This is a genomic window from Phormidesmis priestleyi ULC007, from assembly GCF_001895925.1.
GTDB lineage: Bacteria > Cyanobacteriota > Cyanobacteriia > Leptolyngbyales > Leptolyngbyaceae > Phormidesmis_A > Phormidesmis_A priestleyi_A.
In genome coordinates, this window is the sequence record NZ_MPPI01000009.1 from 66668 (window position 1) to 78651 (window position 11984).

Consider the following 11984-nt stretch of genomic DNA (forward strand, 5'->3'; position numbering starts at 1 on the left):
CCGCAGCGAGGGATCTCATCGAATTCACGTGACATTAGAAAAATTTTAGATATCGCTGGGTTTCCCAATCAGATACATGATTGTGATACTCAAACCATTCTTGAGTTTTGAAGTCTACATAAGTTTTATACATCAAAGATCCCATCACGGTTTCACTGAGCGGATCGGTTGCAAATGCCTCGATCGCTTCCCCCAGCGTTCGCGGCAGTGTTTTAATGCCCATCTCTGTGAGTTTTGCCGACGTGCAGTTATACATATTTTCAGTATGCGGCTCACCGGGATCTAGATTTTCTCGAATGCCTTCTAAACCAGCCGCCAGAATCATTGCAGCCCCTAAATAAGGGTTACTTGAAATATCGGCGGCTCGACACTCGACCCGTCCGCCCCCTAGTGGAATGCGTAGCATATTAGTTCGGTTGTTGTTGCCATAGCAGATATAGACAGGTGCCCAAGTAAACCCAGACATACTACCTCGCGCGATCAGGCGTTTGTAGCTGTTCACCGTTGGCGCAATCACTGCACAAATTGCGGGCGCATGGCGCAACACACCCGCGATAAACTGATAGCCCAATTTTGACAACCCACAGTGACGCGAATCTTGACGATCGATAAACAAATTCTCTCCCGTTTTCAGATCTGCCAGCGACATATTGTAGTGAGCACCGCTTCCAGTTCGATTAGCAAACGGTTTAGGCATAAACGTTGCAAAATAACCGTGCTTACGGGCAATCTCTTTCACCATTAATCGAAAAAACGTTAAGCGATCGGACATCGTGAGCGCATCGGCGTAAGCAAAATCGGTTTCAAACTGACCATTGCCATCTTCATGGTCAAATGAATAAACATCCCAACCCAGATGATTCATCGCCTGCACAATTTCATCGACCCAAGCGTAGTTGTCGAGCAATCCTTGAAGGTCATAGCAAGGCTTTGCTAGACGATCGCGATCGCTAACCGGAGCTGCCCCTCCAGCGTCGTCTTTGAGAATAAAAAATTCTGTCTCAATGCCTAGATTAAACTGAAACCCCAGACCGGCCGATTGCTGCAAAACCGATTTGAGAATGCTGCGACAACACGCTTCAAACGGTTTGCCCTGCAAATATAAATCACTGGCAAACCAAGCCATCTCTGAGTTCCAGGGCAAAATCGTGGCACTCGCGGGATCGGGCATTGTCGCAACTTCATCGTCGTTCACGGCTTGAGGAACCCCGTCTAAAGCGGCTCCCGTGAATAACTCTGACCCTTGCATCATCGAGTCAAAATGCGTCAACGGCACCATTTTCGCTTTACACATGCCGTGAATATCGACAAAACTTGCGATCGCATACTTCACCCCTTGCGCTTCTAGAGTGGTTTTTAGTTGCTGCAATTCTGGAGTGGATTCGTGACTCATTGATTTTTTAATGAAGTTAGTTGGTGACTATTAGAACACGTCTGGCACGATCGACAGCGATTCTAACGGGGTTTTTCAATCATGGCGTGTTGCAGTTGTGTACTCAGTTCAGCAATACACGCGGCTAAAATGGCTTGTCCAAACGCTTCATCTGCCTGACTCGGATTTCCGACTCCTCCATGAACGCTTTCTTGATCGACAGTGTAGGCAAAGAAACAGTGCGCCGATCGATCGGGTTCATCCACTGCCCGATCCATCTGCACCAAATCGGGTCGCAGAGCCAACATTACCGACGTTTCTGCACAGTTCGCGTGAAAATTCACCGCATCGTGATGATAAAACTCGTGAATCTTGGGCGAGATTTCCCACAGCGTTTAGCGCAAAGCGCAACTCCGCAGGAACCGCAGCGCAATTCGCAACTCAGGATAGCGATGACGGACGTTTTCTAACCCACAGCGCAACGGTGCCCAATTCGTCACATGCCCATTCAGAAGCAGTAATCGAGAAAACCCTGCACTCGCTACCCACTCTGCAATTTCTAGAACGATCACCGCCAAGGTTTCGGGTCTGAGAGAAAGCGTTCCTGCCCACTTTTTGGAGTGACCTAACGAACAACCATCAGGCAAGGCTGGCAACACTGGAATTCCAGTTTGAGCAGAAACGCCATGCGCCACTGCGGTTGCTGAAAACGTATCGACTCCAACAGGTAAATGTAGCGCGTGTTGTTCGGTTGCCCCGATCGGAAGGATGACTAAATTAATGTCTCGATCGCGCAGTTGCGTAATCTGCTCCCACGTTAATTCTTCCCACAAAACAGATTTAGATGGCATGAAGACTCCTGAACTAAGTTACTCAGATCTTGCACCCGTATCAACGATTTCCCAATCACCCGCCCCGACTTAAAATTCGAGCTAAACGTATTGATGAGAATATACAGCCGTAAAACGCAGTCTTTCTCTAGATAGACGTTTTTCACTCGATCGATCGGCATGATTTTGAGCACGCTACATTACCAAGATTACTCCCATGACCCAAACCGAAGCGGTTGTTGCTCAGTTCAACGAGTTGCAGAACGGAGAAAAACGGCAAGTAACCGTCGGCGAAACCGCTGTTTTGCTGATTCGTCACGATAATCAGGTTTATGCTTTGGGAGCCTACTGTACTCATAACCAAGCGCCATTAGTTCAGGGCGTAATCCACGATGATCATATTGTGTGTCCTTGGCACAACGCTTATTTCAACATCACAACAGGCGACCAACAAGAACCACCGGGTTTAGATTCGCTACCGCAATACTCGCTCAGAATTGAAGACAATCAAGTCATCGTCACAGTTCCCGATTCGGCAGCGGGTAAAAGAACGCCGGACATGGTGCAGTATGACCCCGCGATTGATCCGCGCACCTTTGTGATTTTAGGAGCTGGAGCCGCCGGAACTCATGCCACCGAAACGCTGAGAGTTGTAGGCTATCAAGGTCGGATTGTGATGGTGACACGCGATGACAAGCTACCTTACGATCGTACGACACTCAGCAAGAACTATTTCACAGGCAAAGCTACCAAAGAGAAAATACTGTTGCGATCGCCTGCGTTTTATGAGCAGCATCACATTGAAGTACAGCTTAATCAAACTGTTCAGAATGTAAACGTGAATACGAAGACAATCACGTTTCAAAACGGAGAAACGCTTATTTATGATTCGTTATTGATTGCAACTGGCGGTCAACCACGTCAGTTAGAAGTTCCGGGTGCAGACTTACAAAATGTCTTCACGCTGCGGAGTTTTGCGGACTGCGAACGTATCCTCAAATCGGCTCAAAATGCGAGTCAAGCGGTGGTTGTCGGGTCTAGTTTCATTGGCATGGAAATTGCATCAGGACTCACCCAGAAAGGCGTAAAAGTCACCGTTGTTTCTCCAGCTTCGTTGCCGTTTGAGAAGACTTTGGGAGCAGAACTTGGACAGCTTTTTCAGCAAGTTCATGAGGAAAAGGGTGTGACCTTCCAAATGGGCAGGAAAGTCACGCAATTAGAAGGTGCAGGCGCGGTTCAAACCGTTGTCCTCGACAATGGCGGTAGCTCCGCTGCACAGAGTGTTCGCTTGCCTGCGGATTTAGTTGTGGTTGGCATTGGTGTGCAGCCTGTGACCGATTTCATTACTGGAATTGACCTACATCCCAAAGATCAAAGTGTTCCGGTCGATGAGTATCTTTGTGCGGCAGAGGGCGTGTATGCTGCCGGAGATATTGCTCGTTATCCAGATTGGCGCACCTCAGATTCAATGCGGGTTGAACATTGGCGGATTGCAGCACAACACGGGCGGATTGCCGCTTACAACATGGCAGGAAAACCGACAAAGTTCCGAGGCGTTCCAGTGTTTTGGAGTATGCAGTTTCAGTTTCCCATTCGCTATGTCGGACACGCGACAGAATGGGATGAACTGATTGTAGATGGCGACCTAAATCAGCGAGAGTTCATCGCATTTTATGTCAAAGATAATCAGGTGTTAGCAGCAGCCAGCAGCAAGCGAGATACCGAAACTGCCGCGATCGCAGAGTTGCTGCGACTCAACCAAATGCCGACTCCCGACGAGTTACGTCAAGGACAATTTAAGCTAATATATCCTGCTCTACTGAGTAATTAGCTCGATGCTCAGACGCAGGAGTTTCGATTTGCCCCCTGATTTCTTTCAGTCTTATCTGAATTCGATTTGTCAGCATTACGCGCAATGGTGTCGGGTTTACACACTAACAGATGTTGTCGGACAGGCTTCGAGTCAAGGATCGCCCACCGTTCCAATGTGGGATTTGGGATTGAAGGTGCAGACGATCGATCGTGACAAAGACCCAAAAACTAGCGAATCGAAGACCAAACGATTCACGGTGTTAGAAGGATTTCGCAAATATGCAGCCGATCACGTCTTATTAGTGGGGCAACCGGGTTCAGGAAAATCGACCGCGTTGGTGCGGTTACTGATCGAAGAAGCACAGAAAGCACAGCAGGATTCATCAGCGCTGATTCCCGTTCTGGTGGAGTTGAGGTATTACCAAGATTCGGTGCTGGAGTTAATGCGATCGTTCTTCAAAACTCATAATCTGTTGCTCGACCTCTCTACGATCGAAACTCTATTATTTGAAAGACGATTTCTGCTGCTGATAGATGGGCTGAATGAGTTGCCGTCAGAAGAGGCACGATCGCAACTTTCAGCACTTCGGCGCGACGATCGAAAAGTACCTATGATTTCCACCACGCGAGATTTGGGAGTCGGCGGCAATTTGAATCTGACCCGCAAGCTAGAAATGCAGCCGCTGACTGAAAAGCAGATGCAGGAGTTTGTACAATCGTACCTTCCCACTCGAGATACCTTGCTGCGACAGTTGGGCGATCGCCTGCGGGAGCTTGGTCAGACCCCGTTGCTACTGTTGATGTTGTGTTCAGTCTTTGCAAACAACCAAACCCGAGTGCCACCTGATTTGGGTTCTGTGTTTCGGGAGTTTACGCAAATCCACTATTGCAAGCTAAAAGAGGATGCGCCTGTCGCAGAGGGTTCGCGCGAGTATTGGGCAGAAATGCTGCAAGTGCTGGCATGGAAAATGACTCAGAGAAAGTCAGCAACAGAATTGCAGGTGGAGATCGAGATGGTGCGATCGTTAGAGCTTTCGCAGATGGTTGAGATTCATTTGTTGGGGGTGGGGCGATCTGAAAATCAATGAAGCAGTTCAAAATCATTATCGAAAAACATCCTGATGGATACGTCGCTTACCCGATCGGGGTCGTTGGTGCGATCGTCGGGCAAGGTGACACCAACGAAGAAGCCTTATCTGATGTGAAATCTGCGATCGCCACCTACATCGAAGTTTTTGGCAAAGAAATCCTAGAAGACACCTCACCTGTAGAGATTTTCATTGACGAAGCAGCGATCGCGGTCTGATGGTCAAGTTTCCAGTTGATGCTCCCAGAAATCGAGTCACCAAAACCTTTGAGTCAATGGGCTTCCGAATCGTTCGTGGACGAGAACACACGCCCATCTGCAAAAAATTGTATCTTTGCAGTCAACCCTTATGATGGCAACTGGACTTATTGGAGTCAACGAAGAGGAAATTACCCCGGAACGTCTCAAATGATGGCATTAGCTCTCAAAAGACAGAAAGGGAAATGTCCTGAATGTGGATTACACTTTCACCCGGAAGATCAAATAGAAATTCATCACCTGGATGGAAACTATAGGAATAACCGGAAGGAAAATTTGACCGCTACCCATCGTCACTGCCACGACCGGATACACGGTGGATTAAGCATTCTTTCACAACAATTAAGTACCCATGCCAAGGGTCAACTCGGAGAGGAGCCGGATGAAAGAAAACTTTCACGTCCGGTTTTGAAGCCAAGCCGGGAGGGCGATCTCCCGGCTTAGGTTAGCGGCTTTACGCATCACGACTTGTAAAAAAATCGATTAATCTACCGATTTCAGCCTGAAATTCTTAAACTGATAGAGAGCTTAGTTTTTTACACGGCTTAAGATTAGAAGGCTCTGGTTAATTTAGTAGGTTTCTTTCTACGATCGGCGGTGTGGGCTAACGTATAGGTAGCACACCCTTTTGTATACACATCAAGAGGAAAGACAGAATTATGGGATTATTTGACAGAATCAGCCGCGTGGTTAGATCGAATGTCAACGATATGGTGAGCAAGGCTGAAGACCCAGAAAAGATTCTGGAACAAGCTGTCATCGATATGCAGGAGGATCTGGTGCAGTTGCGTCAGGCAGTTGCTAGCGCGATCGCGAGTCAAAAACGCAGTGAGCAGCAATATAACCAGGCGCAAACGCAGTCGAATAATTGGCAGCAAAAAGCCCAGCTTGCGCTGCAAAAAGGCGACGAAAATCTTGCCCGCGAAGCCCTGCTCCGCAAAAAAACTCACGCTGACACGGCAACGACTCTCAGGACTCAACTCGATCAGCAAGTCACCCAGGTTGACACGCTCAAGCGCAGTTTAATCGCTCTAGAAGGCAAAATCTCTGAAGCGAAAACCAAGAAAGATATGCTGCGGGCACGGGCCAGTGCTGCCAAAGCTCAAGAGCAATTGCAGAACACCGTCGGAAATCTGGGCACAAGCAGCGCAATGGCAGCCTTTGAGCGGATGGAAGAAAAAGTCTTGACCCTAGAAGCGCGATCGCAAGCGGCGGCTGAGCTGGCAGGTGCCGATTTAGAAAGCCAATTCGCAAGGCTAGAGTCGGGAGATGTTGACCTCGAACTCGAAGCCATGAAGGCGCAAATGCTGGCTCCGGGCACGCCTCAAAATCAGGCTCAGTTGCCCGGAACTGCACCCGCTGAGACGACTCCTCAACCCAAGACAGCCGCGTCTCCTCAAGATCAGCAAGTCGTTGACGCAGAGTTAGAAGACCTGAAAAAGCAACTCGATCAGCTTTAAGATTGCTGCGATTTACCTCTAGAACTCCGACTTCTCAAAGAAGTTGGAGTTCTTTGGTTTTAAGGTTTCTTGCAAAAGCCGCCAGCATCGGAGAGCTAAGGCTTTAGAATTATGAACGGATGTTAATAACAGTGATGCCGATATGAGTAGCGTTCGGGTAATTGGGGATAACGAATTTGAGACAGAAGTCTTGAAAGCCGATCAGCCCGTGCTGGTTTACTTTTGGGCTTCGTGGTGTGGCCCTTGTCGGTTGACGGCTCCTTTAGTTGAAAGCATTGCATCTAGCTATGGCGATCGCTTAAAGGTGATCAAGATGGAAGTCGATCCAAACCCTCAAAGTGTCTCTCAGTGCAAAATAGAAGGTGTTCCCGCGTTTAGATTTTTTGAAAGCGGCGAAGTGAAAAAAGCCAGCGAGGGCGCAATCACCAAACAAAAACTAGAGGATTTTGTGCTGTCTCAGCTTTCGGCGTAGGTTACATTCACTTAAAGCGATACACTTTAAACCTGACTTCTGTCGTCTCAATGCTGATCCGCGATCGCAAAGGCGTATGCAATTTGCCACCCGTTTAGAACCGCTACAAGTCAACGTCTTTGCTGACATGGATCGGGCAAAAACCAAAGCCAAAGCAGCCGGACGTGATGTCATTGATCTGTCACTGGGATCATCTGATTTACCCACTCAGCCCCATGTGCTGGAGGAGATCGAGCGATCGCTTCATGATCCCAGCACGCATGGCTATCTTTTGTTTCACGGCACTCAGGCATTTCGTCAAGCGGCTGCTAATTGGTACACCCAAAAATTCGGCGCTGCGATCGATCCAGAGACGGAGGTATTGCCCCTGATCGGCTCTCAAGAAGGCACTGCCCATTTGCCACTCGCAATCTTGAATCCAGGTGATTTTGCGCTGCTGCTCGATCCGGGTTATCCATCTCATGCGGGTGGGGTTCATCTGGCAAGCGGTCAAATTTACCCGATGCCGATCACCGCCGAAAATGGGTTTCTGCCAGTTTTACAAAACATTCCGCCTCACGTTTTGGCACAGTCGCGAATGATGGTGTTGAGTTATCCCCACAATCCGACGACAGCGATCGCGCCGCTCTCTTTTTTCAAAGAAGCCGTCGCATTCTGTCAGCATCACGATCTAGTTTTGGTGCATGACTTCCCGTATGTGGATTTGGTGTTTAGCGAGACGATCGTGCCCTCGATTTTGCAAGCTGACCCTGATAAAAGCGTCTCGATCGAGTTCTTCACGCTCTCCAAGTCCTACAACATGGGTGGCTTTCGGGTGGGTTATGCGATCGGCAATGCGAAATTGATTCGAGCACTCAGGTACGTCAAAGCCGCCGTAGATTTCAATCAATATCAAGGCATCTTAAACGGAGCGATCGCGGCTCTCACAGGTTCTCAAACTGGCACTCAAGAGGCGATTGCAACGTTTCGTCAGCGTCGAGATGTCTTTGTCGGAGCGCTCGATCGCATCGGATGGAAAGTTCCCACTCCTCAAACCGCACTATACGTCTGGGCAAAACTACCAAAACCCTGGAGCGCAAATTCGATCAAATTCTGCATAGATCTCGTAGAAGCAACTGGGGTTGCCGTCTCACCTGGTGCAGGATTTGGTAAATCGGGTGAAGGATATGTGCGATTTGCGCTGGTTCATCCATCAGAAATTTTAGAAACTGCGGTCGATCGCATGGCTCAATTCCTCTGATCGATGCACTCGTGAAATCGCCCTCAGAAAAGCTTCACACAGCCTTGATAGTAGCCGAGAAAGCTTAATCAGAACTTTGCCAAAGTCCAGTAGACTTTTTTGTAAATTGGGCAGGATAGAGTAGCCAGATATACACAGCTTCCAAAACGATTTCTGGACTGGGACTGCTCAGAGTTGCCCCTGCATTTAACTTCACAAAAACGGCGCGATATGGCAAAAAAACTTTCTCGATTTGCGATTACAAGCGCGATCGTAACGGCAAGTGCAATTATGGGCACTCCAGCCTTTGCAGGCACACTATCGGGCGCAACGATCGGCGGCACTCAGCCAACCGACTATCTGATCTACGATGCCAACAACACCAACACGTTTGAGGTTGCTAAAACTCCAGCAAACCTGGCGAAGGTTTTGGGTGGCAATAGCACCAGCCCGACGGGTAACGTTGAACTCGCCGCCAGCAGTGAAAAACCTGGCTTCAATTTCACCAAAAACACCAGTCTGACAGGAACCATTGGCGGCAAAGCCATCACCATCAGCAGCCTCACTAAAGATGATTGGAACAGTGCCTATAATGGCACCACGTTTGGTCAATCTTGGTTTAATCAAGCAATGACTCAAAACGGGTTTGGTAGCTTGGCGGGCACCAGTGATGGGGTGCAGGTGTTCAATATCTTCAAAACCTATGGTGGCTTTGAACGGTTTAGTGACCCCAACATTTCCTATCTAAATCAGAACGACACGACGGGTGAGATTCAAGTCGGCTTGGCAGGTCACCTAAATGCCAATTCTCTCATCACAAAATCACTCGATGCCTATCTCGCGGGCTTGACTGGAAACTCAGCAGCAACTCAACAGAGCAAAGTCAAGATTACTGGGTTAAAAAACCAGTTAGGAGCCAGCACCATTCAAGCCAGCGAGGTCTTTAAGTATACCTACAATGGGGTCACTGATTACGGCTACGGCTTTTCTGCAACGAAATCTAATCTAGTTGAGAAGAGTGATGGCATCTCTCATAGTGGAAACTACGAAATCAAGATCAAAGGGGTTGCCCCGCCAAAGCATGTTCCTGAGCCGTCCACTTTGATGGGCTTAGTGGGGTTGGGCAGCTTGCTTGCGTTCAAGCGCCGTCTGCTCAGAAAAGCGTAAAGCTTTCAGATTCATTCACAAAATGCGAAACGGGAGCGAATAGCTCCCTTTTTTTGTGCGCTGAAGGTAGACCGCTCGTTGCTCTCAAAGGTGAGTGGGGAACACTGCGATCGGGAATTCTAAGTATGCACATCAAAGCCCATTGCCTATCCAAAATCGCTATTAGCGCAGACTTGCCGCCTTTCCTAAATAGTCCCGCGAAACAGTCACGAAAGCCGATATTGTGATTGACGATCGAACACTACCTGGAGCGAAGCTACCGCATCCTGACAGGGCAACAGAAACCAAAACAAAAGTCGAAGCGACGGGACATGAATCGAGTCATATTTGGACTCCCCATTTAGACCCGAACAACACGTCTAGAACATTACTCTTGAAGCTTACTTTGCCGTCGATCGCAGTTTCAACACTTTCACTGTATTTTAGCCAAAAGTTTGGTTGTGATCGTACCGATTCTGGTCGAAAATAGTAGGTTCTTGCAGCTTTTTTCAAAAGTTTGAAGCTACCGCATCGTGCGTGGAACCCATTGCTGGAAGCTCTCTAAGTGGTTCCAATACGCTAAATATCCGGTGAATGCCCAGATCAGTGCTGCTGCAACTAATACGATCGCGCCAACGAGTCGCCAAGTGCGATTCTCTCGAAACAACAGTAATGTTGGTAATGCACAAACGCCACCGATTCCGGTCAAGATAAAGCCAATGCTAGAGACTAAGGGTTGGTTAGTCAGTCCTAGATTTAGTATGCGGATGCCGACAACGATCGCGACTAAGCCCGCAAAAAAACTATAGAGGGCTAAGGCGATCAGATCCCAACCTTGAGCGATCGCAACAGCGGTGCCAACAAAGAGAATGCCAAATAAAACACTCGTTTCACCAAACGCAATATTGAAGCTGCCTGGGACGGGCCAAGTCAACATCATGTGTAACCCTGTGGTTAACGCGATCGCACCTGAAATCCCAAAACCAGGAATCCAGCGTTTCTGATGAGCATCTTCTAACCCAGCATAAACATAATACGCTAGTAAACAGAGTCCCGCGACCATGTTAATCAGCATGAGTGTGATGTAGTCGATAAACATAGTAACTTCCCTGAAAAGACTTGGATAGATGGGATGACTTCAGAGAGATAAAAAATCTAGAACTCGGTGTTGGAGTCTCAAACATTGCTAAAAGAGTTATGTTAAAGATTGAATTGTTTGAGTTCACCCTGCGTCTACCTTTAGGTCAATAATAGTTAGCAGTTAATTACTTTTCTGGTTTATACAAACAATGGTTGCAGAGTATGGAAAAAGCGCATTTGATGCAGGAAGCTGCTGTGAGGCGACGAGAATCCTATTTGAGCAAAGAAGGCTCTGAAAAAGGAACCACTTCGTATTAGACTTCCTGCATCAATACTCCGCCCTCATCCTAGCCCTCTCCCCAAAAAGAGGGAACAGGAGAGTTCTGGTTCCCTTCTCGCCAAGGAGAAGGGTTAGCACATTTCTAATTCACGCCGCGAAGCTTGCGCGTATTGTCCACCAGACTTTGGGTAAAGAGATCGAACCGTTCAGCAAGTTTGTTGTCTAAGAGTTTGCCGTCTTCATCAAAGGCTTTCCACGCCTGCGCGATGCCGACTTGTTCAGGAATCACCCACGCATTCACCCACCGCATAATTAAGCGCAAATCGTTGAGGGCGTTGCTGTTTGCCTGTCCGCCCAAGACGCTGATTAGCCCGGTGACTTTCCCTGCCATTTCTTCAAAGCCCATTAAATCTAGAGCGTTTTTTAGCACTCCACTGACGCTGCCGTGATATTCGGGGCTTGCTAGCACGATCGCGTCCGCCTTTTTGACGGCATCTTGCAACCGCTTGACATCAGGGTAGTCAGAATAGTCATCTCCTCCATCGCAGAATGGGAGATCCATTGTTCGCAAATCAAGCAGTGTGACCTCAGCGCCCAAGGCAGCCAGGCGATCAACGGCTTGCTGAAGTGCCAGATAGGTGGAGGAACCCGATCGTAAGCTTCCCCCAATTGCAACGACTTTCACCATTCTGAATGTTCCTCTTTGTGATTAAAAAGTTTTCTGAAGAGACTCACGCTTTAGTTTGCAAAAATTAGAGCAAAGTTGTCTACGTTAATAGAGATGAACTCACGACAAGACTAAAACGAAGTCGTTATGACTACATACAGTCTAACTGTTAAATGAAGAAAGTGTCAAAGATTTTGTGAGCAGTTAAAAGGTGAAGCTGAGTCGCAGCGATCGAGTCATACTCTAGCGACGAATTTCACGTCAATCATCCTGTGGTAGTCTTAGCAACACATTTGTTGCT

11 protein-coding genes and 1 pseudogene are annotated in these 11984 nt (G+C 48.1%); 8 read left to right on the forward strand and 4 right to left on the reverse strand.

Annotation, left to right across the window (positions count from 1 at the left end; all coding sequences use genetic code 11):
* Window positions 1-34: 34 nt before the first annotated feature.
* Both glnT and BRW63_RS28855 read right to left on the reverse strand, forming a co-directional pair.
* The gene (gene glnT, locus BRW63_RS09950) at window positions 35-1393 is read right to left on the reverse strand and encodes a type III glutamate--ammonia ligase (RefSeq protein ID WP_073070744.1); all 1359 of its coding nucleotides are present in this window, start codon (window positions 1391-1393) and stop codon (window positions 35-37) included.
* Window positions 1394-1455: 62 nt separating this feature from the next.
* Window positions 1456-2223, reverse strand: a pseudogene (locus BRW63_RS28855) (creatininase family protein).
* 196 nt (window positions 2224-2419) lie between these two features.
* Here BRW63_RS28855 and BRW63_RS09960 point away from each other — a divergent pair.
* The 8 genes from BRW63_RS09960 to BRW63_RS09995 all read left to right on the forward strand — a co-directional run bounded on the left by BRW63_RS09960 (window position 2420) and on the right by BRW63_RS09995 (window position 9677).
* A complete protein-coding gene (locus BRW63_RS09960; RefSeq protein ID WP_073070745.1) occupies window positions 2420-4033 on the forward strand; it encodes an FAD-dependent oxidoreductase in 1614 nt (537 codons plus the stop codon).
* Between the two features lie 28 nt (window positions 4034-4061).
* On the forward strand, window positions 4062-5102 hold the full coding sequence (locus BRW63_RS09965; RefSeq protein ID WP_181314372.1) for an NACHT domain-containing protein: 1041 nt from the start codon (window positions 4062-4064) through the stop codon (window positions 5100-5102).
* Complete coding sequence (locus tag BRW63_RS09970) at window positions 5099-5320, forward strand: type II toxin-antitoxin system HicB family antitoxin (protein ID WP_073070747.1); 222 nt, start codon at window positions 5099-5101, stop codon at window positions 5318-5320. The genes BRW63_RS09965 and BRW63_RS09970 overlap by 4 nt, the downstream gene beginning before the upstream one ends.
* Before the next feature lie 192 nt (window positions 5321-5512).
* Window positions 5513-5803 carry an HNH endonuclease gene (locus BRW63_RS29905; protein WP_223257348.1) on the forward strand — a complete coding sequence of 97 codons (291 nt, stop codon included), beginning with the start codon at window positions 5513-5515 and terminating at the stop codon, window positions 5801-5803.
* Between the two features lie 215 nt (window positions 5804-6018).
* Window positions 6019-6819 (forward strand): PspA/IM30 family protein, encoded by an 801-nt coding sequence (locus tag BRW63_RS09980; RefSeq protein WP_073070749.1) that lies wholly within the window; start codon window positions 6019-6021, stop codon window positions 6817-6819.
* Between the two features lie 142 nt (window positions 6820-6961).
* Complete coding sequence (locus BRW63_RS09985) at window positions 6962-7291, forward strand: thioredoxin family protein (protein ID WP_073070750.1); 330 nt, start codon at window positions 6962-6964, stop codon at window positions 7289-7291.
* Between the two features lie 76 nt (window positions 7292-7367).
* Window positions 7368-8531 (forward strand): LL-diaminopimelate aminotransferase, encoded by a 1164-nt coding sequence (locus BRW63_RS09990; RefSeq protein ID WP_073070752.1) that lies wholly within the window; start codon window positions 7368-7370, stop codon window positions 8529-8531.
* 210 nt (window positions 8532-8741) lie between these two features.
* A complete protein-coding gene (locus BRW63_RS09995; RefSeq protein WP_073070753.1) occupies window positions 8742-9677 on the forward strand; it encodes an NF038130 family PEP-CTERM protein in 936 nt (311 codons plus the stop codon).
* 502 nt (window positions 9678-10179) lie between these two features.
* Here the strand turns inward: BRW63_RS09995 and BRW63_RS10000 are convergent.
* Both BRW63_RS10000 and BRW63_RS10005 read right to left on the reverse strand, forming a co-directional pair.
* Entirely contained in the window at window positions 10180-10755 is a 576-nt protein-coding gene (locus BRW63_RS10000) for a DUF981 family protein (RefSeq protein WP_073070755.1), read from the reverse strand.
* Window positions 10756-11158: 403 nt separating this feature from the next.
* Window positions 11159-11704 carry an NADPH-dependent FMN reductase gene (locus BRW63_RS10005; RefSeq protein ID WP_073070756.1) on the reverse strand — a complete coding sequence of 182 codons (546 nt, stop codon included), beginning with the start codon at window positions 11702-11704 and terminating at the stop codon, window positions 11159-11161.
* Window positions 11705-11984: the final 280 nt, after the last annotated feature.